The organism is Acinetobacter lwoffii (genome assembly GCF_019048525.1).
Lineage (GTDB): Bacteria > Pseudomonadota > Gammaproteobacteria > Pseudomonadales > Moraxellaceae > Acinetobacter > Acinetobacter lwoffii_K.
Genome location: NZ_CP077369.1, coordinates 1,638,251 through 1,664,934, shown reverse-complemented (window position 1 = coordinate 1,664,934; position 26,684 = coordinate 1,638,251). Strand labels below are relative to the sequence as shown.

Below are 26,684 nucleotides of genomic sequence, written 5' to 3'. Positions count from 1 at the left end.
TCATAAACTTAAGCTAAAAATTTTAATTATATATGCCCAATTTATAAATTTATTTAAATTATTATATTTAAAAATATCTCAAAATTACATCTCCCCATATATTTAAAAAATAAAATACAAATTAATAATAAATACTATATTCTGAAAAATTAATTACAAAATACACATTCAAAAATAACGATTAAATAATAAATCTTATTATCTAAAACCCTGAAAAACAATCAATCCAAGAAAACTTTAAAATATAAAATCCTTATAATTTATTTTTAAAATTTATTAACAATACTGGATTTCTACCAAAATATTTCTAAATCTTACAAAGTAACTGTACTTGTTAAAAGTGTTTCGTTTCTGCACTTAAAGCCAGTCTGTTAAATGAAATATGTTATAAATTTACTCAGATCAATGAACATTCAGGTAGTTTTAACTTTTAAATCAATTTAATTTCAGAGGTTTAGGTAGTATTTATGTCGATTCTCAAAGAAGATCAAGACCTAGAAGATTCACTTGCTACATCTTCTTATATATTACCTCAAGTGATTTTAAATCAGCTCAAACCTATTATTTATTCTCACAAACTTGTTTTATTTCTTGATATTGATGGAACCATTTCTGAATTCCACCCAGATCCAGCAAAAAGTATAATTAAGAGCGGAACCTTAAATACCTTAAAAGAGTTACAACAATATATTCAGCTAATATTAGTGACCGGTCGCTCAATTGCACAAGCCCAAAAAATTATTTATCCATTTGACTGGAATATTGCCGGTTCTCACGGTCTGGAATTAAGCTATCAATCGCGTTTAAGCAAGTTAATTGATTTAAATCCTGAACAGTTTGAATTATTAAAAAATTATATTACAGAACATAGTAATAATATTCCTCAGACTCGAATAGAAATTAAAGACTATTCAGTCGCCCTGCATTTTCGTGAACATCCCTATTTAGAGCATCAAGTGCATGCATTTGCCTTGAATTGTCTTACTCATTTTCAGGATTTTGAACTTAAGGCTGGAAAGTTTGTATTCGAACTGGTGCCCAAAGGGGCAAATAAAGGTTCAGCCATCCAGCAAATCATTCAGCAATATCACTTAAGTGATCATTACCCCATTTTTATCGGAGATGACCTGACCGACGAAGCCGGTTTTCAAGTCATCAACACATTCAAAGGCTGCTCTATCAAAGTCGGTACAGGCAACACCGTGGCACAACATCGCCTCGAAAACGTGACTCAAGTACAGGCTTTTCTAGCAGAATTTTTAGAAATACTGAAAGCACAACAACAATTATTATTGGAGAAATTACATGTCGAAACTCATAGTGTTATCAAATCGTGTAAATCTACCTAAGTCAGACAATACACAGGCAGGTGGATTAGCGGTGGCATTGCAGGATGCTTTGCAGGATATAGGCGGTATCTGGGTTGGCTGGAATGGATCCCGAGTTGACCAGACGAAAGAGCAGAAGTTTCAAATCCTGAAGCATCAAAATGTTGAATATCACACGAGTCCATTGACTGAATCCCAATATCAAGGCTTTTATTGTGGTTTTGCCAACAATGCATTGTGGCCGCTGATGCACGATCAGCATCAACTTGTAGATTATCAGCCGCAGGATTTTAAGATCTATCAGGATGTCAATTTACGCTTTGCCAAGCACCTGAAACAGGTAGCATCTCCACATGATATTATCTGGATCCATGATTATCATTTTTTAAGCGTGGCGCATTATTGCCGTAAACTGGGCATGCGTAACCGTATTGGCTTTTTCCTGCATATTCCCTTTCCTGAACTAAGGCTCTGGCAGACTTTACCCGCCCATCGCGATCTGGCACATCATTTGGCCAACTACGATGTACTGGGTTTGCAGACCTCTCGCGATCAGGAAAACTGTTTAAATTTCCTTGAACAGACCTTAAAAGTGCAGCATCGTCACAATGAAATCCTGAATTATCAATCTCGAAAGATTCATGTGAAATGCTATCCGATTGGTGTGCATCCTGTGCAACTACAGAATCAGGCCTCAGATACCCATCTGGAAAAGCTTCCCTTTGATCTGGATACAGTGCAGCCTTATAAAACCATCATTTCAGTTGACCGGATTGATTATAGTAAAGGCTTATTGGAAAAAATCGGATCGTTGCAGAGCTTGCTAGAAGATCAACCGGAGTTTAAAAATCAATTCCAGCAATTACAAATTGCCTGTCCATGCCGACTGGATGTAAAGACCTATAAGAACCTGTATACGCAATTTAAAGCTGCTGTGCATGAACTCAATAGCCAGCATGGCACAGCGGACTGGTTACCCTTCGATTGCAGCTATGATACTTTGGGCCATGAGGCCTTGATGCAACTGTATCGTAAGGCAGATATTTGCTGGGTAAATTCGATCCGGGATGGTATGAATCTGGTCGCCAAGGAATATATTGCTGCACAGGATCCTTTAGATCCGGGTGTCTTGATTCTATCTAAATATGCCGGTGCTGCTGAACAAATGAAAGAAGCCTTACTGGTCGATCCTTATGAGCATGACAGTATGGCTAAAGCTTTGAAGAAGGCGCTGCGCATGTCTAAATCAGAACGTTTAGAGCGCTATCGTTATTTAAGCCAAGGCTTGAAAAATTTCGATATTATTCGCTGGCGTGATCAGTTTATCACTGACCTGAAAAACTCACAAAGCCTGCGGATCTATCGTCCGGTGGCTGCAGGAGCTTCAAACCAGTTCAGTGTACATGCCTAAATTTTTAAGTAAAAAAACACCAGCATTAAGCTGGTGTTTCATTTTGAAGAGGAGCCACAATCTCTTCGCTTTGTTGTACTTCGCTTGGGTCTGCAGTGAGATGATTTAAAATCACAATACTCAATAGACCAATCGCAATGACGCTAAATACTAAGCTCAATCCGATGATTTCACTACCAAAGCCGACCAATGCTGGCCCAATCAACGAACCTGTATAAGCAAATACCGATACATAAGACAATGCCACATGTGAAGACAAAGTTTTTTGGCGTCCTGCACGAGAAAACATCAGCGGTACAATGTTGGCACTACCTAAACCTAAAATCGCATAGCCGACCAACACCACTTGCCAGACTGGGGCAAAAACCACGGTTAATAAACCGGTTGCCGCCAAGAGTGCACTTAACAGAATCGTATTTTTTTCACCAAACTGCTGAATAATCAGGTGACCGCTAAAACGTCCTAGTACCATCAAACCCGCAAAGAAACTATAAGCTAAACCGGTTTGCGCCGCAGGCAGGCTGAACTCAGTAGCAAGATAAATACCACTCCAGTCCATAGCTGCACCTTCTGACAGAAAAGCCACAAAACAGATCAGACCAATGCCTAAAATCGCCCAGGTCGGTGCTGCTTTTTTCACTGGCTGTTCTGATGATGTGTCTTCTACCGCTGTTTTTGGCTCAGCACCCAAACTTAAAGGAACAGCGAATAAGGCAATAAGCAGCAAAATTACACTGACAATCACCGCACCGGTTAAAGGCGCCAAGCCAAGTCCCATTAACATGGTCATGCCCAGTACGCCTGCCAGACCACCTAAACTACACACGCCATGAAAACCCGACATTAAACTTTTACCAAGTTTTTTCTCAATCTGTGCAGCCTGAATATTGACAGTCACGCCCAAAGCACCGGCACTGGCACCAAAGAAAAACAGGCTGATGGCCATCATTAAATGATTCGGACTATAAGCCAGAGCAGGCAGAATGAACAAAAATGCACTGAGAATTACGGCTAAAACAGCACGGCAACCTAAGGTATTGGCCAGTCGGCCAGCCAGTGGCATCGCCAGCATTGAACCGATTCCGGCACACAGCAATAACAAGCCAAAATCAGCATGATTCAATAACAGACGCTGCTGTGCATATGGAATTAAGGGTGCCCAAGCCGCAGTACTAAAGCCCAGGCTAAAGAAGCACAACGCAGTCGCTATTTTCTGCCATAGATATGGTGATGGAGACTGAATTCGAGAAAGCAGTGTTTGATTGAACATTGTATTACCAAAAAAGAAGGCTCAGGCATCCATTACCGTTCATCCATAGAAAAACCCCACAGACTTATAGCTAGAATGTATAAGTTTGCGGGGCTGAATTTGCGTGAATTATAAACAGAATAAATTTAAATGGAATAGTTTTTAGACACGAATTTTAAGATTTTTTACAAGTGTCTGATTGTATAAAATTTATAGTTTTATGCTTTTATTTGCACAGGCTGATCGGTTTTTTCGCGGCCTGCTTAAGCTCAAGTTTTTGCAGAAAATGGGCAAAACCTGCAGCAATTTTTGAGCTAAGACGACTGCTGGTAGTGACTCTCAGCTGATTCGACCAGACAATCTGCGCGTCAGCTTTTTCTAGACGACGGATGAAATCGACATCTTCATGACAGTCCAGTTGCTGAAACCCATTGACCTGTATATAAGCCGAAGCTTTAAAACACAGGTTTGCGCCATGAACATGCCGATGTCCCATGCTGTCCTGATAATGTCGGAGATAAGCCTGACGGGTTTTCCGGCTTAAATGATCCCATTGATCCAGCTCGACCACACCACAAATCGCATCGGTGGGTTGATGCTGTAACATCATCTGAAACCAGTCACATTGTACGAATGAATCGGCATCGGTACAGCAAATCCAGTCACAGCCCTGCTCGATCATTTGCTGAATCCCCAAATGGCGTGCCTTACCGACATTTCGGAAGTCGCAGCTCATAGCCGGAATGCCCATTTGCTGAACTTTAACGGCGGTGCTATCAGTACAATGGTCCAAGACCACGAGAATCTGGATTTCAGGAAGATTTTCTATTGTTTTAAAATATTGAAAAAAATAAGTTTGTGCTGATTTTAAGGCTAACAGACAGCGTTCAATATAGGCTTCTTCATTACAGGCCGGAATCACCACACCGATTTTTTTCATCTTAAGCCCTCCTGCTCTGCTACGGATTGCGCTGAATTCAGCCAGAGATCTATCAAAAAATCGGAATCCTGCAAACTTAAACGATGGGAATAGTTTAAATGCGCTTTGAGATACTGATGGACATCTTCACCATTTAGGCTAAATCCCGAGATTGGCGCGCGCCAATGACAACTCAAGATACATCCGCCCGGTTCCAGTGCAGTATGCAGCCATGTCAGCACCTGTTGCAGAGCAATCGGGTTCAAATAATATAAAATCTCACTGACGACAATGAGCTGAAATTTCTGTTCGGGCAAATCATCTGGCACGATCCGCTGTAACACCTGTACATGCGGATAAGCTTGTAAACGCTGCTGCGCCAAATGGATCGCAGTATTATTGGCATCCAGACACATTAAGCTATTTGTCCGCCGCGCCAGTTCCTGACTAAAGATGCCATTACTGCAACCAATCTCAATCGCGGAGTCAAACTGCAAGTGCGGCAAGATCGCCAGACAAATCTGCCGTTTGCGCTGTTCATACCAACGCTGTTCATATTGCCAGGGATCTCCCTGATTCAGTACATATAAGGCATCGAAATATTCTTGATCATAGGCTGCTTTACTGTTCATACAGATACACCTCCCAGGGCTGTAAAATACGTTGTAATGCCTGCTCTGGCAGAATCGGTGATTGATCTATCGTCGGATCAAGCTCGATCTGGCTCTTAAAACACCGCGCAGCTCGAGACTTATATTGTAATTCTTCCTCAGTTAATTTGAGTTGATGAGCGACGGTCCAGGGAATTCTGGTATCTCCAGGTGTTGCCCAATGCCATGCCCAAATCAAGACCTGAATACAGGGCAAATGAAGTTCAGTGGCCAGCTGCTGTGTGACCTGCCCCGTAATTTCATGATCTGGATGTCCATCATGAACAAATGTGCTAATTAACACATCATTTGGTTGCAGATAAGATTGCAGATGCTGTTGCAACACATCCCGCTGTTCGGCCACCTTGCCATCTTGAATATCTAAAGCGATCCGCAAGATATTCTGTTTTAAAGGTAACGCTTCTAAAGCTGCTCGCGTTTCAGCAGGACGAATCTGGTTCAACTCTTCGGGAGTATACAGACTAGAGCCGGGATGACTGGCTGTCCCATTGGTAACGGCAAAAAGTATGATCTGATAGCCAAGTTTGTCCAGACGCTGAATCAGGCCTCCACAGCCCAAAATTTCATCATCAGGATGAGGGGCAATGATGCAGACTCTGGCATCTAGAGGAATAACCTTAGGAATATCAAATTCCGGCATCTGTTGCAAGATCTGACAGGAACGCCATTCTTCAAGTCTTGTGCCTTCACCATGGATGACACGATCCCCTACAATCTCATGTCTTATAACGTCCATAATTGTTCCTCCTGTGCAGTCAGCTCGCCAATCCGCTCCAAGTCAAATGCAGCATGACTTTGACGAATAAATACCGGAAGATCTGCTGCAAGCCGAGCGAAATGCGGATGCTCACAATACGGCCCAGCACCAAGTGCCTTACCTACATGAGTTAGTACATTTAAGGCAGTCGCTTCCACCTGAGCACGTAGGCTACGAATCTTTAACTCATGTGCGTGTTGCGGTTGCTGATCAATCAATGCAGCAACTTGATAAAATAAGGACTGTGTCGCTAAAAGCTCCCGACTAATTTCACCGAGATACATGGCCTTATAGGCATGCGGTTTTAACAATACTGCCTGTCTTAAATATTCAGCCAAACGCACGGTTGCGCCATACCAGCACGCGGCCACACCTGCGGCGCCATGCCAGAATCCGGGCCGATCCAGATAGGCATTTGGAGCTGCGACTTTTTCCACCTCAACATGATCCAGTTCCAGCCGGGCAGTCAAGGTATGCTGCATGCCCACTGCCTGCCAGGCATCCTGATGATGCTGAATGCCTTCTTGCGACAAATCTAGAATCAGTAATTGTGAATATTGCTGCTCATCACGGTGAGTCAGCAGACCGTGTTGCACCCAGACCGATGCAGAACACCAAGGCTTAATTCCGCTTAGCTTTCCTGCTTGCAATGTTAAAGGTTTGGGGCCACCTTCTGCTGCCCATACTGCCCATAAGCCTTTTTGTTCTACCGGAATATTCAGTTCATGCAGAATAGCTAAAGCATCTAAATGCGATTCATAGAGTTTACCCAGACTCAGATTGCTGGCTGAAACCTGGCTGAGTATCTGCCAGCGTTTTAAGGTCGCTCCGGAAGCGGGATAAGGCACCTGTTCGGAAATCGCCACCAGTTCCATTAAAGTGTGCTGAATTTTTTCTTGTAGCTCCAGAGGAGAATTTTCAAATCTTTGTAATATTGAACCGAGGTTCATGCATGCGGTTCCTCATAAAATACGGATAATGTTGTTGTGTTTTTAAAGTCAGTTAATGAGAAAGCTTGCGCATTTGTTTTAAACGTGTGGTCAGCCCTAGTACCTTACGCCGTGCATTAATCTCTTCTTCATTGAAACAGAGTTGCTGCATTAGTTCAGCTAAAGGCAAATGATTATGTTCAATGAGATAAATGTCCTGTTCTCTGCTCCATTTGGCTTGTTGTGCTTGAGCCAACAAATTTTTGACATCCAGTCTTACCATCTCTTCATCCATTTTGAAACCATGAGGATAGAAGCCGGAGCCTCTATCCTCTAAAATATAAATTGGATCGTTTAGGCAGGAATTGCTTCCGCAATCGCTTCACGCGCCCAGACACGATGGTTCAGAATCAAAGTCTTGAAGCTATCTTGTACTGCTTCAAACTTTCCGTTTGCCAGAGTTCCTTCATCGCTAACCAAGCGCAGATCCTCAATCAGCTTGCCTTTATCGCCCAGGAACACAATCGGTTTTAAATGTTTGTAGGCTTCTAGCAGATAATGAGTTGCCACGCCGTCTTTCATTACCACATCGTAATTGTCACCGTCAGCAATCACCACAGCATCATAGGCGATGGATGGCTCGGCTTTTTGCATACCATCAGAAGGAATTACCTCGCCTTTCTGACCCAGTACCGGACCCGGTTTTGGGGTCAGTACATCGACCACAGCTCCTTCCGATTCTGCCCAGGCTTGAACAGCTTTGATACTGGCCTCATTGGCCTTGTCGTGCACCAGTAGCGCAATTTTGCGTGCCTTAATATCTTCAGGTTTAAATGCCTCGAAAGATAAGCGTGGTGAAATCTGCACATCCGGCAATTTTGCTGCTTTTTTCTCTGCCGGAATTTCAATACCCAATTGATCAGCAACCTGCTGTGCCAAGTCCAGATCGATATTGCAGAGCACTTCCAGAACTTCACGCTCACGAATATATTTGCGCTCCACCTTGCTCAGCTCAAAGACATAGGCATCGACAATATGCTTTTGCTCATGTGGTGCCTGGCTTCGGTAAAAAAGACGGGCCTGACTAAAGTGATCGCTGAATGATTCGCTACGCTGACGGATCTTGTGCCCATCAATACGTTCCTGATAACTTTCAAAGCCACCGCCTTGTGCTGCTGGTGGGGTTTCAGCCGGCCAGTTATTGTCAATCGAGTTCGGCTCATAACTGGCTTGACCAGTATGCACAATACGCTGGTGTAAACCATCACGCTGGTTATTGTGGAATGGACAAACCGGCTTGTTGATTGGAATCTGGTGGAAATTTGGACCACCTAAACGGCTAAGCTGGGTATCGGTATAGGAAAACAGGCGTGCTTGTAATAACGGATCATTGGTAAAATCCAGTCCTGGCACAATATGTCCCGGACAGAAGGCCACCTGCTCGGTTTCACCGAAGAAATAATCTACATTACGGTTCAGTACCATTTTGCCAATCGGCGTCACTGGTACCAGTTCTTCCGGAATAATCTTGGTTGGATCCAGCAAGTCAAAGTCATATTTCATTTCATCTTCTTCTGGAACGACCTGTACACCCAGTTCCCATTCCGGATAGTTACCGGAAGCAATCGCTTCATATAAGTCACGACGATGGAAATCCGGATCTTTACCCGCCAGTTTTTGTGCTTCATCCCAGACCAGTTGGGCGAGACCCTGTTTTGGGGTCCAGTGGAATTTCACAAAAACCGCTTTATTCTCGGCATTGATAAAACGGAAAGTATGCACACCAAAGCCCTGAATGGCTCTTAAATTACGCGGAATACCCCGATCCGACATGGCCCACATCACCGCATGTGCAGATTCAGGCACTAAAGAAACAAAATCCCAGAAAGTATCATGTGCAGATGCACCGGTAGGAATCTCGGTCTGAGGTTCAGGTTTGACTGCATGTACAAAATCCGGGAACTTGATCCCATCCTGGATAAAGAATACCGGCGCATCATTCGCTACCAGATCGAAGTTACCTTCATCCGTATAAAACTTGGTGGCAAAACCACGGATATCACGTACCGTATCTGCTGAACCACGTGGTCCCTGTACGGTAGAAAAACGCACAAATACTGGCGTTTGCACACTGGTATTGGTCAGGAAGCCTGCCTTGGTCAGTTTTTCATTCCCCGGATAAGCCTCAAAATAGCCATGTGCGCCGACACCGCGGGCATGCACAATACGTTCTGGAATTCGCTCATGGTCAAAATGGGTAATTTTTTCCCGGAGAATAAAATCTTCGATCAAGGTCGCACCGCGAACGCCTGCCTTGAGACTGTTCTGGTTATCGGAAATTTTAACCCCTTGATTGGTAGTGAGTGCCTGTTCGGTCGCATCACTGCGATATGCGTCGAGCTGTTCACTTTTTTTATTGGTATTTTGTTTGTCTAAACCGTCTTTACCAGTCGCGGGGCTATTGGCCTTAATTTTCATGATGTATTCCTTGCTGAGCTTGAGTTTAGTTCAGATATTTTTGGTCTATCTCAAAGTCGCTTGAGCTTATATATTGCATGGCTTACCGAATCAAAATCATCCCGCAAGTCAATCTGCTACAGCCGATCCTGTATCAGCCTCACATTTCTTCTGAATATGCTGACTCGAAGCATTTTTGCTTTTCTGGGAATATTGTTATTGGTTTCGCCTGTGTCCTAACATAACTGCATTTGAGAAAGAGATTTATTATTGTTTGTAGTGCCTTGTTTAATTAAGGCAGCATTGTGTTATTTTTTATAAATTTCGGGTTTATTTATGATTTAAATTTTTATCTAAGTTATTTATTTAAAATAAAATATTAAAATTTCACAGAGATATTTCGAAATAAAGATTCAGTATGGTGATATGTGATCTTGCTCACAAATAAGCGTCATAACCCAAAACGATGTTTCAATCCTGAAATGATTAGGACTTTTTAGAAGTTCAATTTGCTATGAGAAATTAACGTGCTACCGCTGAAGTATAGTCAAAATTTGACAGATTTAAATAGTTACAATCCCGCGTCCTGCTTATACATAATGACTAAACTTCCTGCCTTTATATTGATCTAATATCTATAACTTATAACCACTTAAATCTCTTAGCCTGTTAGATCAAATACAAAGTCATAGAGATCATTTCATCTCTTGGCTCGGGCTTCAGATACATCCGACTTTATTTTAATACACCGTATCGCGTTAAGTTTGAAGGAGTAAGAGCATGGCCTCTTCTAAAAAAGAATCTAAAGCAATGAAAATTGATATCGGGATTTCGCATGATGATCGCGCCAAAATTGTCGATGGTTTATCCAGACTTTTAGCAGACAGTTATACCCTGTATTTGATGACCCATAATTTCCACTGGAATGTCACCGGCCCCCAGTTCAACAGCCTGCACAACATGTTTATGACTCAATATACCGAGCAATGGAATGCGTTGGACATCATTGCTGAACGTATTCGTGCTCTAGGTTTTGCAGCACCCGGCACTTATAAACAGTTTGTAAAACTCACCTCCATTAAAGAAGTCGAAGGTGTGCCTAAAGCCGAAGAAATGATACGTTTACTGGTAGATGCACATGAAACTGTGGCACGTACCGCCAGAAGTATTTTTTCGATCATTGAAGAAGCCAATGATCAGCCGACCGCTGACATTCTCACGCAAAGACTGGAAGTACACGAAAAAACTGCCTGGATGCTGAGAAGCAATCTGGAACAATAAAATCGGATCGAATCTTTGAAATCAGGCTTATTCACAGGATGAAATGGAAACTTGCGGTAGTGCCATTAAAGTTCGGCTTCATCCTGACGTTTATATTAGAGGGATTTATCGGCACTCAATGATTAGATCAAGCTAAAAGTCAGGATCATTAAAATTAAACCATCAAAATTTAAGGATGTAGGCAATCGCATACATCCTTTTTTAACAAACAGATTGTTTACAGATTATTTCAATCTCATATATGGCTATCATTTTTTGAAAGCTATAAATCTGAAATATCTTTTCGATCGCTTCAAAAAATTAGCCCTCCTGGCTCCTTACAGTACAGCTTAATCTTGAGGAGAATTGCTCGAATCACTTTCAATCCGGCCATCGACCAGATTGATGGTACGATCACAAGTGGCAGACAGGCGCGGATCATGCGTGACTAAAAGTACGGCGCAGTCGCGTTCACGATGCACTTTACGAAACAGTTCAAACATATCAGCCGCGGTCTGGGTATCCAGATTACCTGTCGGTTCATCGGCCAATAATAATGCCGGCTCAGTAATCAAGGCCCGAGCAATGGCCACCCGCTGCTGCTGTCCTCCGGACAATTCATTCGGTTTACGCTCGGCAAATTTTTCCAGTCCCACTGCCGCTAGTAAATCACGTGCGCGTTGCATTGCCTGCTGATTCGGTTTGCCATGCGCCATCATTAAAGGCATGAGAATATTATCCAGTGCACTAAATGCCTGAATCAGATGGTGAAACTGAAATACAAATCCGATGCTGTTGCCGCGCAGCGCCGTACGGCCGGTATCATCCATCGCACTGGTAGGTTGTCCCAACAAATACAGCTCGCCACTCGTTGGTTTATCTAGCAGTCCCAGAATATTCAGTAAGGTACTTTTTCCAGAACCGGAAGGGCCAATAAGTGCAGCAAAGTCGTTGCGATCAATGCGCAGGTCAATGCCATGCAAGACCTCAACCTCATTGGGCTGTCCAATATTATAAGATTTTCGCAGCGCTTCCAGACGCAGAACTTCCTGAGATTGCTCAGACATGACGAATCGCCTCCACCGGGTCGAGTGCTGCTGCCCGGCGTGATGGCACCGCTGCAGCCAGTACGCCTGTTAATGTCGCCAACAATAGCGCCAAAATCACCAGTTCAATCGAAATTGGAATATAGAATAATCCCGGCCCAAAATTATTAAATACCCATACCAGACCATAACTGACTATGCTGCCCAGCACTGAACCGAGCAAGCCAAAGATTGCACCCTGAAACAGAAAAACTCTCAGGATTTGCGATTGGGTTGCACCCGTCGCCCGCAAAATACCAATTTCCCGGGTGCGCTGCACCACACTGACGGACATGACGCTGGCAATCCCGAAAGCCACTGAAATTGCGACAAAGACAATGATCATATTGGTGGACAGGCTTTGTGCAGTAATGGCATTCATCAATTGTGCATTGGTTTCAATCCAGCTTTCGGCTTTTAATGAGGTCAGGCGTCCGACTTGTGCGGCAACCTGGTCTGCCTCAAAAATATTGGCAATGGTCAGGTCAATCACCGTTACCCCGCCTGGCAGACCGAGTAAGGACTGCGCCTGCTTAAGATCCAGATAAACATAACGCGCATCCAGTTCGCGCACGCCCAGCTCAAAAATACCAGCAATATTCACCAAAGCACTATTTTGTTGGCCAGTATCTAGCCGCAACTTGCTACCGACCTGAACACCGAGGTCTTTGGCCAATTGACTGCCGATCAGTACCTCATCCGCGCCAACCCGCAAATGGCCACTGGTTAAATATTCTTTTAATGGAATGATCTGCTGATAACGCTCCAAATTCATTCCGACCAAGGCCACGGATTCAATCGCATCACCCCGTTGTACAAAGGCAGGGCCAGACACCACCGGCGAGACAGCGGTCAGTACAGGTAACTGGTCCAGTGTTTCGGTAATCTGTTGCCAATTGTTGATTGAACGCAGGCGCTGCGCCCGCTTATCTTCCTGCAATAATTGCACTGTTCCGGCGGGAGGTGACACAATCCGGTTGACTTCATCCGGTGACAACAGGCGAATATGCGCCTGTGTACCTAAGGTACGTTCGACAATATTGGCTTGCAGCCCCTGAATCAACGCGGTGATAAAGACGATCACCGCTACGCCCACAGCAACCCCGATGGTGATCATGATGGACTGCGCGCAACCCTCACGCAAAAAACTGACCGCGATTTTCCATTCGATCCAGAGCCGCCCGAATAAATTTTTCAATCGAAGTTCACCGGTAATTCATTTTTACTATTGGCCATATCAGCAGAATTCTGTAATGAACTCTGTTGTGGTTTTAAGCGAACTCTGGTGCCATCCTCCAATGAAGATTCGGCATCTGCCAGCACCTGATCACCCTCGCTCAGCCCGGTTTTCACTTCTGACATGGCCAGGCCACGCAAGCCCAAAGTAATCTGCTGACGCTGTACTTTTCCAGCACGTACCATTAAGACCACAGCTTTATCTCCTTTGATACTGCTTAAAGCATCATTCGGAATAGCCAGTGCCCGTGTTCGTTTGGCCGTCTCGACATTCACCGATACCGTCATGTCCTGACGCAGAAAATCAGGTACGGGGTTGACAGTTAACCTGACCTCTACTGTACCGCGCTGTGGGTCAATACTTGGCGCAATAAAATTGATCCGAGCTGGGAAAGACTGATCCGGATAGGCATCGCTAATGACGGTCGCATTTTGCTGCAAGGCGAGTTGCGGTAAATTCCGCTCATCTAGCGGTACCCGGATTTCTGTATTCCCTGTTAACGCAATGGTAAATAAAGTTTGTCCCGGCTGAACCAGATCACCCGGCTCGACATCGCGTGTCAGTACTGTGCCGGCGACCGCAGCCCGAATCTTGGTTTTGGCCAGTTGAGCCTGTGCCACTGCAAGCTGCTCCCGAAGCGACGCTTCTTCGACTTGACCCGCAGCCAATGCGGCTGCTTTTACCCGAGCTGTCTCATAATTATTGCGCGCGACTCTTTCTGCTTCCACAGCCTGTTCGACTTCTTCCCTCGACAGGATACCGGCTTCTGCATTACATCGACGTGTAGCTTCTCGGCTGGCTTGCTCCAGTTGGGCTTTGGCACTGGCCAGTTCTGCTGCAGCCTGTGGCCGTCGGCTGCTTGCCAATTCGGTCAATGCCAGCTCGGCCTGTCTGACTTGGGCCAGCAATTCATCCGATTTCAATACCACCAGCAGATCACCCGGTTTAACCTGATCGCCTTCCTGCACCAGACGTTGCAGAACCACACCACTAATTTCACTGCCTACCTGGGCACGTGAAACTGTCGCAACACGTCCGGTCGCAACAACATTTTGTACCAGCGGCATGGCACTCAGCGTATAACTAGGCACCACTGGCCCCTGCCACCAACGAAATAGAGCAAACCCTACTGCCAGTAGCAATACGATAATGAGCAAAATTTTATAGCGGGCAGCGCGCAATGAGAATCTCCGGTTGATTGTTCTAATTTAAAATAAGAAAGTCAAAACTGTATTTGTTTTTCTCCTAAGGTTTAATTTACAACAAGTTTCTAATTGGAATTATAGGTATTTTGTTGAGTTTGAAAAGAATATTGAATTCCTGTCCGCTTTTTTTAGCTAGCCCTGTTTGATATCAGACTAGTCCATCTTTGGCAGATTCAGACGCGGGATCAGGTGCCAGAAAATTATATTGAGTTTAAGGAAATGAAGATGTGATCAAAAAAAACAGGCTTGATCGTGATAGAGCTCGCCTGTTCAATCGCTTGGGTGTTAATTGGATATTAGTTAAATGTTAAACAGTACGACGCAATGGCTGATCACGTTGCGCCAGACTTTCGCCCATCGGCACGAGTCGTCTATCAGGATCAATCTTTTGCCAAGGCAGGTCATTCGGGTCTGCTTTCATGGCTCCAGGCGCTTTCGCGACTAAAATGGCAGCAGCCATGTCCTGAAAATCTGCACGAAAATGTACCGAGCTTTTCACCACGATGATCGATTTATCTTGAGGCACAACACCAAAAATTCTAAACATATTACGATCGAGCAACTGGGCTTTGTAGGAACTGACTGCAATTTCAATACCATCTATTTCTAGTAATACACTCGGGCCAATATCCGCCTCAACGTCATGCATCATGGGCCCGCCATAGCTGAATTTTCCATCGCTATAGGCTTTGATTTTAAATTCAGCGCTAAATGGAGCATCCCCCGCAATACCCGATGTTCCACCCAGTTTCGCATAAAAATACTGACCAAGCTCAAGCTGATAGGCTTGCCGTACTACCACGGGATCTACGATGAGGCCAAGCAATGCATTTTTAACCTGATGCCGATGTAGCGCCGATAACATCCCGGTTGTATTCGAATCACCACTGGCTCCCGGATCGGATTATCCTGAGTATCTGCAATCACCACGGGTCTGGTCGAATGATGCTGTTGGTATAATTGTAGCGCCTGCTGCACGGCATGATCCGGTGATAAGAAATCCATATTCCAATGCGCTTCTTGTTGCAGCACATAGGCGATATAGTCTTGCATGGCCTGATCTAACTGCTCAGCATTTTCACTATAACCCCAGATACAACCACCACATTCGGCAAAGTCTGCCGCTGGAAAACCCGGCGTAAAATTCATCTGGACAGAATTATTTTGCTCTAGCTGTTCAAGTAAATTCATACAAGACTGGGTAGGTTCCAACTCGGTACATTGTGCATTCAGCGCAATCAAAAACGGTAGCTTATACATTTTCTTGTGTAGCTTTTTACCCTGGAATATTTGATACAGCACTTGGGCACAGCGTTGTCCGGTTTGGGCCATATCTACATGCGGATAGGTCCGATGATAGCAAATCAATGCATCACTATGGGCAAACATTGCCTGCGTGACATTGGCATGGAAGTCCAGACTGGCAATCACCGGAATGTCCGGCCCGACTGCTTCACGAACCCGTCTTAACAATTCGCCTTCGCCATCATCCACCTGTTCACTGACCATGGCGCCATGCAGATCCAGATACACCGCATCTGCCGGATGCTGCTGGATGCTTGCAATAATTTCATTACAGATCTGCTGGTAAGTGTCCTGCTCTACATGCGCTGAAGGTGAAGTTCCAGCCCAGATCACCGGTAAAAGTTGATACCCGAATTGTTCTGCTTGTTGAATAAAACCGCCAATCGGAATGTTCTGTTCCCAAAATTTCAGGACATCTGCGCCGCGGCTGAGCGGCGGAAATCCCCCACCCTGGACAAAATCGACGTAGCTTGCTTTGGTCGGGGCAAAGGTATTGGTTTCATGTTGAAAGCCTGCAATGATGATTTTCTTCATATCTTGAATCCTTCCTAAGCTACGTATTGATTATTTATCGACGATTAGAGCAGTGTGTGTTGTTTGCTGAGGCGCAGCTTGCTTTTTCAGTCTGAAGGTATAAATCAGGAAAGTGCCTCCGAGCATCATGATCACAGCAATCGTGAACCAGCCTGCCAGCATGGAACCGGTCATTGACTACGCCATGCCCATAATATTTGGACTGACAAAACCACCGAGTAATCCAATACTGTTAATTAAGGCAATTCCGCCTGCTGCCGCACTACCGCTTAAGTATTTCGATGGAATCGACCAGAAAATGGTATAGGCACTAAACATGAAGGCCGTTGCGGTACAGATCGCAATAAAGGACAGCAGGAAATTCGCACTGATCACCGACAATATCAAGCTGACTCCGGCCAATACCGTAGGCACTACACAATGCCATTTCCGTTCCTGCCATTTGTCCGAGCTGCGGGCAAAAATGATCATGAAAATTGCGCCGCATAAATATGGAATCGCCACCAGCCAGCCAATCATCTGCAAATTCTGGATACCGCCCGACTTCAGTAAAGATGGTAGCCAGAAGCCAATCGCATAGATCCCACAGATAATGGTGAAGTAGGCCAAGGCCATGAAATAAATCCAGGGATCCTTTAATACCGCTTTAAAATTACTATGACCAGTGGCAGACTGATGTTGGGAAATTTCTTTCACCAATAAGGCTTTGTCCTCTTGAGACAGCCATTTTGCTTGTGAAGGATGATCGGTTAAATAAAAGTACGCTACGCAACCCAATAGCACGGTTGGCACAGCTTCTAATAAAAATAACCATTGCCAGCCAGAAAGATTATAAATCTGATGAAAAGTACTCATAATTTGTGTCGATAACGGCGCACCTAACATGCCAGCCAGTGGCCCGGCCAGCATGACAATCGCCATCACGCGTGCCATGCGTGCACCAGAATACCAATAGGTCAGATAGAAAATCATGCCTGGGGCAAAACCGGCTTCGAATACACCTAGTAAAAAGCGCAAGACATAGAACATCTGCGGGGTGGTGACAAATAGCATCGACATGGAGGTCAGGCCCCACAAAATCATGATGCGGGTAATGGTTTTTCTGGCGCCGACTTTTTCAAAATACAGGTTGGTTGGTACTTCAAACAGCACATAAACTAAAAAGAATATGCCGGCTGCCATGCCATAAATTGCATCGTTAAAGCCCAGCTCCTGCTGCATTTGTAACTTGGCAAATCCGATATTGATCCGGTCCAGATAAGCAAAGAAATAACACAGCAATAAAAATGGCAGTAGCCGCCAGCTTACTTTCTTGTAAATCTGGTCTAACCGTTGTTGACGGGAAGTTATTAAATCCATCTAAAACTCCTTTTTATCTAGATCTTCTTATTGTTCAAAATCCATGTAAGCATGCTCCTGACTTGATAACAATGTAATTTATTTAGCATACTGATGCTTTAAAAGCATCAGAGTTTTTATGGACAGAAACTTGCAATTCCTTGCGCCACTGAACGGAATCAATAAAAAGCGTTTGCGTTATTTCTATACGGTGATGATGTTTGGCTCGATGCGCAAAGCGGCAGATATCCTGAATATTGAACAGTCCGCCATGAGCCGACAAATTCAACTCTTTGAATCAGAATTAAAAATAAACCTGTTCAAAAGTAAGGGTCGGCATATTATTCCGACTGAAGCCGCCTATCTGGTACTTGAGTATTTCAAGGAAAATAAAAATCGTGAAAATGAATTATTTGATAGTTTATTTCAGCTGCAATCTTCTCAACTCGGCAAAGTGAACATTGTTTCAAGTGAAAGTTATATGCAACACATGATTTATGATGTACTTCGACATGTGCATTATAAATATCCAAATCTTGAAATCCAGTTAGAATTAATGAGTGCCCAGCATGTGGTACGACATATTGTGGACAGCCTGGCGCATATTGGACTGGCGTATAATCCTCCATTTCATATAGACATCAGCACCATTGCCCATAAAACAGAACCTTTTATTCTGGCTGTTCCTGCCGGTCATCCTCTTGCCAAGCTCAAGCATCGCATTTGTCTTTCCGAAATTTCAGACTATAAATTTGCCTTAATGCCCGTAGGGCATGGTTTCCGTCAGCTACTCGACAGTGAAATGGTGCGCTTACAAGTGAACCTGAATATTGGTCTGACCACCAATTCTATTTATGCCTTAAAAAATTATGTGGTGGCTGGACATGGGATTTCCGCCATGCGCTATGCAGATATCGCAGATGCGGTTAAAGAAGGTCAGGCCGTTGCCTTAACTATTGATTCCGAGCTGTGCAACACGGCTCAGACCCAATTGAAGGTCCGCAAAAATACCCATTTGTCAGAGTCGAAACATTTATTAATTGAGCGTATTCGTTCTAGTTTTGATTTGCTCTTTTAAATTGCTTATAAAATTTAGGCAATAAAAAAGCCACTTAAATAAGCGGCTGATTTATAACAAGAATTTTGGTGGAGGTGGCGTCAATTGAACTCAAAACCCAACCCATTCATTTTAAACATAATTTTACAAATATAAATATTCATTGACCCAATTTTGACCCAAATTAGATTTAGTGCATTGAATCACTTTAAAATCTTGTTCAAATCCGAATTCAGGATTTGAAGTGGCGTACGGCATTATAGCAGAAAATTACACCTAAAAATAAATGCAATGTTATAACATTTCAATTAGCTCATTATGATATTAATAATCACATCAACCTCAGTATAGTTCAATTTTTTAATTTGTACTTTTGCTTAGGACTCTTAGGCTTATCAGGAAAGGTGCGTTCAATCACACCGGCTTCTAATGCTGGAGTTAAATAATTTTTTTGGAATGTTGCTCGATGGGACAAGTCTAATAGAGCCATAAGCTCAGCTAAGCTATATTCCTTCTGCTCCATCTTCTGGACGAGACGTTTAACTTGATCGCTAACTTGTACGCTAGCTTGAGCGGTATCTTGATCGCTGGCATCAGAACTGAGTATTGCATCTAAAATCATCTGCAAAATAAACTCAATAAAAGGTGCTGAATCTGAGCGATCTGTGCTCGCTTGCAATGCATCGTAATAAGCTTTTTGGTTTTGATAAATCAAGCTTTCTACAGGGATATTGAGAAAAATTGGATTCCACTGGCTTAAGATTAAAGTTTGCCATAAACGTCCCATACGCCCATTGCCATCAGCAAATGGATGTATAAACTCAAACTCATAATGAAATACTGAACTCTGAATCAATGGGTGCTCATTGCCTTCAGCCAACCACTGTAATAACTCTCTCATTAAACGCTGGACTTGATTTGCAGGCGGAGCCATATGCACGACCCGATCCCCTGACATCACACCAACACCGCCATGACGATACTGTCCAATTTCATCAATCAGTCCTGTCATCAATATTTGATGTGCTTTCAGCAAATGTGTTTCTTGATCAGGGTTCCAATTTTGAATTTCTTCATATGCTTTTAGGGCATTACGGACTTCTTGAACTTCTTTAGGTGGCGCGATAATGGTCTTGCCATTCAGGATCGCTGTGATTTGCTCTGTACTCAAGGTATTCCCTTCGATCGCTAAAGACCCTTGAATCGTTCGGATACGATTTGCTTTTCGCAATTTAAGGCTATCTTGAATTTGGGTTAATGCAGTCAAACGCCCTATTGATTCACTAATTTGTGCAATCAAGTGAATAATTCTAGAGGTGATCGTATAAGGCGGTTGATATCTCATGCCATTCCTCATTGATGTAAAAACAAAGCACAGTTGATTAAACTCTAAAATATTAATATTGCATAGCTTAATGAGTAATATCTGCTATTAACCTGCTTATCTTTTCTGAAACAGTGAGATAACTCATCGCTATTTCTTTTAAAATAAACCTATGCATTCTCGTTAAAATACGTAGGTTTTTTCATTACAGGACAGCATTATGTTTATTCATGCCGACTTCTCACAGCCCGTCATCATCAAGCCAGAGGATTACCATTGGGTGAAATCTCCAGGAGGTGAAGTCGATAGAATGATGCTTGATCGTATTGGCAATGAGAAAGCACGTGCAACTAGTCTTGTGAAATACGCGCCAGAATCTGCCTTTCCTGAACATCAGCATCCTTTGGGTGAAGAAGTCCTCATCTTGTCAGGCATTTTTACCGAGAATGCTGAAGATGATTATCCGGTAGGCTGGTATTTACGTAACCTCCATCATTCAACTCATCGGGTTTCCAGTAAAGCAGGTTGTTTAATCTTTGTGAAACTGATGCAAATGACTGAACATGAGAGAGAACCAACCCGGATTAACACCAATGACTTAGCGAATTAGAAGCTTACCCAACGTCGGATGATATGCCCGCTATTTCAATCTGAACATGAGCAGACCTATTTAGAAAAGCTAGAACCTGATCAAATTTTCGTAGAGAAATCAGAACAAGGGATTGAATTGTTCATTATTAAAGGTCAATTATTTTGCGGCACTGAAATATATCCAGCAGGTTCGTGGGTCCGTCTTCCCCTCAATAGTGCTGCTAAATTTCAGGCAGGTCCATCAGGCGCAACGCTTTATGTCAAAACTGGTCATCTACAACATGCCATAGATGCGTGGGTGAAATGAACAATAATGTGTTTCCGAAATGAAGCTGTCTCGTGTCTAGAATACTTGGAGCAGTCCACTTACCAATTTTAAAACTCATACAAAATGTAATGATATATCACTACATTTCTGATCTTTATTTTTTCATGTATGATCGACTAAGACAAATTCAGGGATAAGGTTATGTTTGAAACTATTGATGATTTAAAGAAAAAATTAGATCAACATCGCCCTCTCTCTCCCTCAATTGTCAAAAATTTACAAGAAGATCTTATTATCCGCTGGACCTATCATTCCAATGCAATTGAAGGTAATACCCTCACCCTGCTAGAAACAAAAGTAGTACTCGAAGGTATTACTGTTGGTGGAAAAGCATTAAGAGAACACTTCGAAGCGATCAACCATAGAAATGCAATTTACTATGTTGAAGATATCATTCGGAAAGAGGAGCCTTTTTCTGAATGGCAAATTCGTAATATCCATCAGCTTATCTTAAAGAATATTGATGATGATAATGCTGGACGTTATCGTCAGCAAAATGTCCTGATATCAGGTGCTACGTCTACCCCGCCTGATTACACGTTATTAAATGACAAGATGGCTCAATTAGTAGACTGGTATAATAGTGAAGCACATAAGCTACATCCAATTGAACGTGCAGCCAAAGTACATGCTGATTTTGTTGGCATTCATCCATTCATTGACGGCAATGGTCTCACGTCACGTCTTTTGATGAATCTTGAACTATTAAAAGCAGGCTATCCGCCTTGTGTGATTACAGTAGAAAATCGTTTGGCTTACTATGAGGCTTTGGATCAGTGGATGGCATATGGGAAGACCGAAGCGTTTATACAATTAGTCTCCGCTGCTGTACTAGAAGGGTTTAAACCGTATCAAGTTGTTTTAAATCTTTAAAATAAAAATTAGCTTGTAATGTATCTTATACAACAATATCAAATATAGGGGTAAAGTATTCACTTTACCCCTAATGAATTTTAATTAACCTTGTAATTCATAAACTTATTGTCAACAACTCGAAATGTGAATATTGAAAAATTATTCAAAAATATCAGATTACATTTTTACTAAAAATAATAACATACATGATACATTACACACAAAATACATAAATATGTAAGAGGGAAAAATGTTAAATGGCGATTTAAAAAAAAATGCTATTGCTCAATTTGAAGCCACAAAAAGCGCTTATGAACACCTAGGACAAAAAGTAGGATTACAGTCTGAAAAATTAATGAATCTTCGTAAAAATGATGGTCATAACATTATTACTAGAATCGAAGCACTTTTTAGTGGTATCGCCAATAAACCTAAAGAGTTTGATAAAACATTCAGTGAATATAAAGCTGAATTTAAAGTTTTTAACGATATTCTCGATAAGATTAAGGAAAACGCACGTCAAATTGATATACAGGCTGGCGGTACTGCTGGAGCTGGAGTAGCTGCTGGGGCTGGTGTTGTAGCTTTCGCCCCAACCGCAGCTATGGCAATTGCTACTACTTTTGGGACAGCATCTACAGGTACCGCTATTTCTGCTTTAGGAGGGGCAGCAGCTACTAATGCTGCCTTAGCTTGGTTAGGTGGAGGTGCTCTTGCTGCAGGTGGTGGTGGTATGGTTGCAGGCAATGCCTTATTAGCACTTGCAGGACCAGTAGGCTGGGCAATTGGCGGTACGGCATTAGTCGGAAGTGCACTTTTTGCACGCAGTAGAAATGAGAAAATCGCTAAAGAAGCTGATGAAAAAAGAAAGGAAATCGAAGTTCTAAATAGACAGTTTAGAGCAGCATCTTTAGAAATAGAAAAACTTGCGGAAGAGACCCAAAAGCATATTGTGGGGATGCAATCCCAATTAAGTACATTAGATTCAACACTTATCACACTTGATTATAGTCAACTGGATAGTGGTCAGAAGGCACTTATGATTTCACTGAAAAATCATGTAGAGAGCTTATGTTTACTTATGAAAAAGAAAGTTGAACTCTAATTTAATTAAATCATCAGGCAATATTAATGCAAACAACTTCAGTACAAGACCAGATTTCTAGTGCCATAGTCGATGGCATTAATGTTGCTCGACTACAAGATAAAATTACTCAACTTAATCTGCAGGATCAATGTTTAATTAATTCAATGAAGCATGTTGATCAAGTCCGAGAATTTATTGGCACACCTAAAAATATTTTAGGTAGCGATCTTACTAAACATGGAGAAATTGCCGAACATGTTGAAGTTGGTATTCGCAATGCAAGAGATGCTCTTGCAGGTGATACTGTTAGAGCGACCTTTGAGGGGGTGGGACGCACTGCGCCCGAAGATTATTTGATTGATGGAATTCAGGTTCAATCAAAATTTATTAACGGTTTGGGCAATAATCTTGAACATGTACTCAAGCATATGGACAAATATGAAAACTTCGGTCGTGACAGATCTTATTATCATATTCCAAAAGATCACTATGAATTGATTTCTAAAATTCATCGCGGTGAATCTATTGAAGGTTTAAGTCAAAAGACAATCAATTCTATTCAAGCAAAAATTGAAGAAATCCAAACCAAGTCTGGACAGCCATTTAATGAGGTGGTTCGTCCTGGAGTATCTGATTATGCTGAAGTTCAACAAGGTCAAGTGCATGAAACATTAAATAAGCATAGTGCTGACCTCGAACAACAAAATGAAAAATTGAAGGATATTATTCACGATAAACATCAAGCCAACTTAACAGAAGGGCTAAAAGCAGCTGGAACTGCTGCAGCTGTCGGTGGTGCTATTGCCCTAAGTTCCTCTTTATATCTTAAATATAAAAATGAAGGAAAAAATTTATTTAAGGGTGAGCTGACTAAAGAAGATTGGAAAGAAGTTGGATTAGACACAGCTAAAGCATCTGCATTAGCGGGTGTGACTGGTGCTGCAGTTTATGGTTTAACTAATTGTGCGGGGTTAGCTGCTCCCCTAGCTGGTGCATTTGTTAGTGCATCAAAAGGGGTAAGCTCATTAGTACATGACTTTTACCAAGGGAAGTTAACTTTTGAAGAATTTCAAATGAATTCAATTTTTGTTTGTGCTGATAGTGCAGGTGTTGGTCTTGCTGCGCTAGCAGGACAAACATTCATCCCTATACCGGTCTTAGGTGCCGTCATTGGTTCAATCGCAGGAAAGTTTGTATGTGAAATTTTATTAGGCGAAGATAAGAAGCTAGCACAGAAGATGGAAGCTTCCATGCAACTTTTTTTAGCTAAGGTTGATGAAGTTTATATAAATGTCATAAATAAAATTAATACTGAATTTGAAAAAATTGCTGATTTAAGAAGTAAAGCATTTGACTTAAATACTAATATTTCAATTATAGAGTCCAGTATTATATTGGCTCGTGCTCATGGAGTAGAGGAATCTAAGATATTGAAAAATGAAGATGATTTACGAAGTTTTTTGTTTGACTAAAACAATTGGACATCTGTAAAGTAAATGAACTAAAGCAAATAAAAACCCAGAGTTTAATAAATAATTTTCAATCAAATTGCTTGATTAAAATGGTATCTAAAGTTAAATTAAGTGAATAATTTTATTAAAAAATAAAATTTTATTAACTACAAAATTAGGAGTAATTATGGGGTTTTTTGATGCTTTAGTAAGTGCAGGTAAGGCTGCAGGAAAAGCGATGACTGATGCTGTAACAAAAAAGCAACTTGAACAATGGGAAAAAATGGAGCGCGCATCAGAAAGTAGACTTATTGATTTCTATAAGCAAAATAATACGTCAGAACGCAGTAATGCAAGTAACCGAGCTTTGGCTTTAGCCGCCTTGAACAACCAAAATCAATACAAAGCTCGTGAACTATTAAGAAATGATGAAGATGCGAAACGGGCTCTCACAAGACTACGTGAAAAAATCAGTCTCGAAGAAGGTCGCAGTGTTGATCGACTTAGAGAAAGTATTGATGGGCTATTAAAATAATTTTTAGTAATAATGGATAGTTTGTTATTATAAACTATCCATTATTTGTTCTTAAAACTGACTGAAACTATCATCATTTTTTACAGATGGTTTATACTTTTCAATAACCTCTTTAAAAAATTCATCCGTAATTTTGCTATCTTTTTTCAATGCCATTTTAGCAGTCTCATTTACTATATATTTAAGATCACTAGAAGTGTAACCAACCGTTAAAATAGCTACATTAAAAAGATCTAAATCCTCAGAAAATGGTCTATTTTCGATATACTGTTTTAGCATATCTAGACGAGCATTAAAGTCCGGGAAACCTATATAAATATGTTTTTCTAATCGACCTGTTCTTAACATTGCTGAGTCTATCGCTTTAGGTCGATTTGTTGCTCCAATAATAATAATTCCTTTCTCATTACAATTTGAAATTTGCGCTAAAAATTCATTGACCTCACTTAGATGATGGTGATTCAAATTACCCTCATTCCTATTTGGTAACACAGCATCTATCTCATCAATAAAAATTAATGAAGGTTTTTCCTGTTCAGCTTCCTTGAATAATTTTGCAATTTTTTCTTGAGTTCCGTGTATATAAACACTAGCTAAATCTGAAGGTTTTATTTCAAAATATGAATAACCTATTTCTTCAGCTAAACATCTCGCAATAAATGTCTTACCACAACCAGGTGGACCATATAACAGTATCCCATTTAATGGCTCAATACCATATTTTTGATATTTTTCAATTTGCCTTAGCGATTGTATAACATCCACATCCAATTGTTTTTTCAGGTCACTCATACCTGCAACTTTTTCTAAGCCTTTTCTAGATGTATTATTTTCATTAGATTTTTTCGAATTCTTTTCTAATGTAAGATTCTTATGTGCTTTGGAGTCCCAATCGTTCCAAGATGAATCAAATACTGTCAGCAAATTGGATTTAAGAGCATTTATACTTAGTTTTGCTTTTATTTGGTCGCCATCTAAAATACAACCAAATATATCATCCGCTTTTTCATATATTTTTTTATAAAAAGATAAAGGCGTAGATGGATAACTCATACGATGTATCACTATCCGTTTTTTTATAATATTAGCTGTTTGCTCTTCCCAGTCAATATCATAATTCCAAGGATGCACACCAGTAATACACTTGTATAAAACGACCATCCATGCAAAAAGATCACCTTCTGCATCACATTCTTTAATATTATTGGCACTGGATTGATATGCTAAAGCTATACTTTTCTTTGAACCATCAAAAAATTGATTTACTTTAACCAAACATAAAAAACTTTGTTTTTTTTCTGAGCTGTAATCCAAGTATATATAACTCGGATCTATGAATTTGTGAATCTTCTTGTGATGGCCCAAATATTCCAATGCCTCTAAAATCGGTAATAAAATATCTAAACTTTCCGTAACTGTGAGTTTTAATTTTCGCTCTGCTAAATTTTCAAGTGATTCGCCTTTAAGATAATCATTTAAAAAGTAATAATACTTAACCCCATCACTTATAAAGTTTTTTAATTCAGACTGTATCATCAAATTTGGATGTACGAACAAAGATGCTTGATACAAATTTTCTTTTAATAAATCAATATCAATATTGGCTAGAAAATTATTTTGAATAACTTTCATCAGCTTAAGCTCATGAGAGTTTAAATCCACGACTCGATACACTTCACAACAATCATGTTCACCTAAGTAAATCTGAACTTGATATTGGTCTTGGATTACAGATTTTTTAGGAAATGTACCGACTCGTTTCATTTTCTTC

The 26,684-nt window shown here is 41.6% G+C and carries 24 protein-coding genes and 1 pseudogene; 9 read left to right on the top strand and 16 right to left on the bottom strand.

Annotation, left to right across the window (positions count from 1 at the left end; all coding sequences use genetic code 11):
- The first annotated feature begins 467 nt into the window (after positions 1 to 467).
- Together otsB and I6L24_RS07705 are read left to right on the top strand one after the other, a co-directional pair.
- Positions 468 to 1,349, top strand: coding sequence for a trehalose-phosphatase (gene otsB / locus I6L24_RS07710; RefSeq protein ID WP_114541524.1), 882 nt, complete (start codon positions 468 to 470; stop codon positions 1,347 to 1,349).
- Positions 1,306 to 2,739: an alpha,alpha-trehalose-phosphate synthase (UDP-forming) gene (locus I6L24_RS07705; RefSeq protein WP_005247031.1), complete on the top strand. Its 1,434-nt coding sequence runs from the start codon at positions 1,306 to 1,308 to the stop codon at positions 2,737 to 2,739. The genes otsB and I6L24_RS07705 overlap by 44 nt, the downstream gene beginning before the upstream one ends.
- A gap of 25 nt (positions 2,740 to 2,764) precedes the next feature.
- Here I6L24_RS07705 and I6L24_RS07700 read toward each other — a convergent pair whose 3' ends face one another.
- From I6L24_RS07700 to katE, 7 genes are all read right to left on the bottom strand, one after another.
- Positions 2,765 to 4,009, bottom strand: a complete 1,245-nt coding sequence (locus I6L24_RS07700) for an MFS transporter (RefSeq protein WP_216985876.1) — start codon at positions 4,007 to 4,009, stop codon at positions 2,765 to 2,767.
- 205 nt (positions 4,010 to 4,214) lie between these two features.
- Positions 4,215 to 4,928, bottom strand: a complete 714-nt coding sequence (locus I6L24_RS07695) for a glycosyltransferase family 2 protein (protein WP_005247033.1) — start codon at positions 4,926 to 4,928, stop codon at positions 4,215 to 4,217.
- Complete coding sequence (locus I6L24_RS07690; RefSeq protein ID WP_216985875.1) at positions 4,925 to 5,539, bottom strand: class I SAM-dependent DNA methyltransferase; 615 nt, start codon at positions 5,537 to 5,539, stop codon at positions 4,925 to 4,927. Before I6L24_RS07690 ends, I6L24_RS07695 begins: the two co-directional genes overlap by 4 nt.
- Positions 5,529 to 6,314 (bottom strand): PIG-L deacetylase family protein, encoded by a 786-nt coding sequence (locus I6L24_RS07685; RefSeq protein ID WP_121980081.1) that lies wholly within the window; start codon positions 6,312 to 6,314, stop codon positions 5,529 to 5,531. Before I6L24_RS07685 ends, I6L24_RS07690 begins: the two co-directional genes overlap by 11 nt.
- The gene (locus tag I6L24_RS07680; RefSeq protein WP_005247036.1) at positions 6,302 to 7,285 is read right to left on the bottom strand and encodes a hypothetical protein; all 984 of its coding nucleotides are present in this window, start codon (positions 7,283 to 7,285) and stop codon (positions 6,302 to 6,304) included. The genes I6L24_RS07685 and I6L24_RS07680 overlap by 13 nt, the downstream gene beginning before the upstream one ends.
- Positions 7,286 to 7,337: 52 nt before the next feature.
- Entirely contained in the window at positions 7,338 to 7,547 is a 210-nt protein-coding gene (locus tag I6L24_RS07675) for a hypothetical protein (protein ID WP_121980087.1), read from the bottom strand.
- 71 nt (positions 7,548 to 7,618) lie between these two features.
- Entirely contained in the window at positions 7,619 to 9,742 is a 2,124-nt protein-coding gene (katE, locus tag I6L24_RS07670) for a catalase HPII (protein WP_216985874.1), read from the bottom strand.
- A 759-nt stretch (positions 9,743 to 10,501) separates the two neighbouring features.
- On the opposite strand from katE, the gene I6L24_RS07665 reads away from it, so the two are divergent.
- Entirely contained in the window at positions 10,502 to 11,002 is a 501-nt protein-coding gene (locus I6L24_RS07665) for a Dps family protein (RefSeq protein WP_004646199.1), read from the top strand.
- Positions 11,003 to 11,331: 329 nt separating this feature from the next.
- Here the strand turns inward: I6L24_RS07665 and I6L24_RS07660 are convergent, their stop codons facing one another.
- From I6L24_RS07660 to I6L24_RS07635, 7 genes are all read right to left on the bottom strand, one after another.
- Positions 11,332 to 12,048, bottom strand: a complete 717-nt coding sequence (locus I6L24_RS07660; protein WP_004646198.1) for an ABC transporter ATP-binding protein — start codon at positions 12,046 to 12,048, stop codon at positions 11,332 to 11,334.
- Positions 12,041 to 13,264 (bottom strand): ABC transporter permease, encoded by a 1,224-nt coding sequence (locus tag I6L24_RS07655; RefSeq protein WP_216985873.1) that lies wholly within the window; start codon positions 13,262 to 13,264, stop codon positions 12,041 to 12,043. Before I6L24_RS07655 ends, I6L24_RS07660 begins: the two co-directional genes overlap by 8 nt.
- Positions 13,261 to 14,484: an efflux RND transporter periplasmic adaptor subunit gene (locus tag I6L24_RS07650; protein ID WP_216985872.1), complete on the bottom strand. Its 1,224-nt coding sequence runs from the start codon at positions 14,482 to 14,484 to the stop codon at positions 13,261 to 13,263. Before I6L24_RS07650 ends, I6L24_RS07655 begins: the two co-directional genes overlap by 4 nt.
- A 331-nt stretch (positions 14,485 to 14,815) precedes the next feature.
- A complete protein-coding gene (locus I6L24_RS16550) occupies positions 14,816 to 15,373 on the bottom strand; it encodes an MlrC C-terminal domain-containing protein (RefSeq protein ID WP_228733305.1) in 558 nt (185 codons plus the stop codon).
- Positions 15,316 to 16,347, bottom strand: a complete 1,032-nt coding sequence (locus I6L24_RS07645) for a M81 family metallopeptidase (RefSeq protein WP_228733304.1) — start codon at positions 16,345 to 16,347, stop codon at positions 15,316 to 15,318. The genes I6L24_RS16550 and I6L24_RS07645 overlap by 58 nt, the downstream gene beginning before the upstream one ends.
- 30 nt (positions 16,348 to 16,377) lie before the next feature.
- The gene (locus tag I6L24_RS07640) at positions 16,378 to 16,521 is read right to left on the bottom strand and encodes a hypothetical protein (RefSeq protein WP_216985871.1); all 144 of its coding nucleotides are present in this window, start codon (positions 16,519 to 16,521) and stop codon (positions 16,378 to 16,380) included.
- Between the two features lie 3 nt (positions 16,522 to 16,524).
- Complete coding sequence (locus I6L24_RS07635) at positions 16,525 to 17,706, bottom strand: MFS transporter (protein ID WP_216985870.1); 1,182 nt, start codon at positions 17,704 to 17,706, stop codon at positions 16,525 to 16,527.
- Between the two features lie 118 nt (positions 17,707 to 17,824).
- On the opposite strand from I6L24_RS07635, the gene I6L24_RS07630 reads away from it, so the two are divergent.
- On the top strand, positions 17,825 to 18,763 hold the full coding sequence (locus I6L24_RS07630; protein ID WP_216985869.1) for a LysR family transcriptional regulator: 939 nt from the start codon (positions 17,825 to 17,827) through the stop codon (positions 18,761 to 18,763).
- Positions 18,764 to 19,094: 331 nt separating this feature from the next.
- Here the strand turns inward: I6L24_RS07630 and I6L24_RS07625 are convergent, their stop codons facing one another.
- Positions 19,095 to 20,087: a Fic family protein gene (locus I6L24_RS07625; protein ID WP_005027395.1), complete on the bottom strand. Its 993-nt coding sequence runs from the start codon at positions 20,085 to 20,087 to the stop codon at positions 19,095 to 19,097.
- Positions 20,088 to 20,286: 199 nt separating this feature from the next.
- On the opposite strand from I6L24_RS07625, the pseudogene I6L24_RS07620 reads away from it, so the two are divergent.
- From I6L24_RS07620 to I6L24_RS07600, 5 genes and pseudogenes are all read left to right on the top strand, one after another.
- Positions 20,287 to 20,964, top strand: a pseudogene (locus I6L24_RS07620) (cupin domain-containing protein).
- A 162-nt stretch (positions 20,965 to 21,126) separates the two neighbouring features.
- Entirely contained in the window at positions 21,127 to 21,858 is a 732-nt protein-coding gene (locus I6L24_RS07615) for a Fic family protein (RefSeq protein ID WP_005027404.1), read from the top strand.
- 232 nt (positions 21,859 to 22,090) lie between these two features.
- The gene (locus I6L24_RS07610; protein ID WP_005027406.1) at positions 22,091 to 22,945 is read left to right on the top strand and encodes a hypothetical protein; all 855 of its coding nucleotides are present in this window, start codon (positions 22,091 to 22,093) and stop codon (positions 22,943 to 22,945) included.
- A gap of 26 nt (positions 22,946 to 22,971) precedes the next feature.
- On the top strand, positions 22,972 to 24,399 hold the full coding sequence (locus I6L24_RS07605) for a hypothetical protein (protein WP_216985868.1): 1,428 nt from the start codon (positions 22,972 to 22,974) through the stop codon (positions 24,397 to 24,399).
- A gap of 166 nt (positions 24,400 to 24,565) precedes the next feature.
- Complete coding sequence (locus I6L24_RS07600; RefSeq protein WP_005027410.1) at positions 24,566 to 24,913, top strand: hypothetical protein; 348 nt, start codon at positions 24,566 to 24,568, stop codon at positions 24,911 to 24,913.
- Positions 24,914 to 24,964: 51 nt separating this feature from the next.
- Here I6L24_RS07600 and I6L24_RS07595 read toward each other — a convergent pair whose 3' ends face one another.
- Positions 24,965 to 26,677: an AAA family ATPase gene (locus I6L24_RS07595; RefSeq protein ID WP_005027412.1), complete on the bottom strand. Its 1,713-nt coding sequence runs from the start codon at positions 26,675 to 26,677 to the stop codon at positions 24,965 to 24,967.
- Between the last annotated feature and the right edge of the window lie 7 nt (positions 26,678 to 26,684).

Coding starts and splice junctions, on each gene's coding strand:
- otsB (WP_114541524.1), top strand. CDS start 468: ATGTCGATTCTCAAAGAAGATCAAGACCTAGAAGATTCACTTGCTACA.
- I6L24_RS07705 (WP_005247031.1), top strand. CDS start 1,306: ATGTCGAAACTCATAGTGTTATCAAATCGTGTAAATCTACCTAAGTCA.
- I6L24_RS07700 (WP_216985876.1), bottom strand. CDS start 4,009: ATGTTCAATCAAACACTGCTTTCTCGAATTCAGTCTCCATCACCATAT.
- I6L24_RS07695 (WP_005247033.1), bottom strand. CDS start 4,928: ATGAAAAAAATCGGTGTGGTGATTCCGGCCTGTAATGAAGAAGCCTAT.
- I6L24_RS07690 (WP_216985875.1), bottom strand. CDS start 5,539: ATGAACAGTAAAGCAGCCTATGATCAAGAATATTTCGATGCCTTATAT.
- I6L24_RS07685 (WP_121980081.1), bottom strand. CDS start 6,314: ATGGACGTTATAAGACATGAGATTGTAGGGGATCGTGTCATCCATGGT.
- I6L24_RS07680 (WP_005247036.1), bottom strand. CDS start 7,285: ATGAACCTCGGTTCAATATTACAAAGATTTGAAAATTCTCCTCTGGAG.
- I6L24_RS07675 (WP_121980087.1), bottom strand. CDS start 7,547: ATGGTAAGACTGGATGTCAAAAATTTGTTGGCTCAAGCACAACAAGCC.
- katE (WP_216985874.1), bottom strand. CDS start 9,742: ATGAAAATTAAGGCCAATAGCCCCGCGACTGGTAAAGACGGTTTAGAC.
- I6L24_RS07665 (WP_004646199.1), top strand. CDS start 10,502: ATGGCCTCTTCTAAAAAAGAATCTAAAGCAATGAAAATTGATATCGGG.
- I6L24_RS07660 (WP_004646198.1), bottom strand. CDS start 12,048: ATGTCTGAGCAATCTCAGGAAGTTCTGCGTCTGGAAGCGCTGCGAAAA.
- I6L24_RS16550 (WP_228733305.1), bottom strand. CDS start 15,373: ATGTTATCGGCGCTACATCGGCATCAGGTTAAAAATGCATTGCTTGGC.
- I6L24_RS07645 (WP_228733304.1), bottom strand. CDS start 16,347: ATGAAGAAAATCATCATTGCAGGCTTTCAACATGAAACCAATACCTTT.
- I6L24_RS07640 (WP_216985871.1), bottom strand. CDS start 16,521: ATGACCGGTTCCATGCTGGCAGGCTGGTTCACGATTGCTGTGATCATG.
- I6L24_RS07635 (WP_216985870.1), bottom strand. CDS start 17,706: ATGGATTTAATAACTTCCCGTCAACAACGGTTAGACCAGATTTACAAG.
- I6L24_RS07630 (WP_216985869.1), top strand. CDS start 17,825: ATGGACAGAAACTTGCAATTCCTTGCGCCACTGAACGGAATCAATAAA.
- I6L24_RS07625 (WP_005027395.1), bottom strand. CDS start 20,087: ATGAGATATCAACCGCCTTATACGATCACCTCTAGAATTATTCACTTG.
- I6L24_RS07615 (WP_005027404.1), top strand. CDS start 21,127: ATGTTTGAAACTATTGATGATTTAAAGAAAAAATTAGATCAACATCGC.
- I6L24_RS07610 (WP_005027406.1), top strand. CDS start 22,091: ATGTTAAATGGCGATTTAAAAAAAAATGCTATTGCTCAATTTGAAGCC.
- I6L24_RS07605 (WP_216985868.1), top strand. CDS start 22,972: ATGCAAACAACTTCAGTACAAGACCAGATTTCTAGTGCCATAGTCGAT.
- I6L24_RS07600 (WP_005027410.1), top strand. CDS start 24,566: ATGGGGTTTTTTGATGCTTTAGTAAGTGCAGGTAAGGCTGCAGGAAAA.
- I6L24_RS07595 (WP_005027412.1), bottom strand. CDS start 26,677: ATGAAACGAGTCGGTACATTTCCTAAAAAATCTGTAATCCAAGACCAA.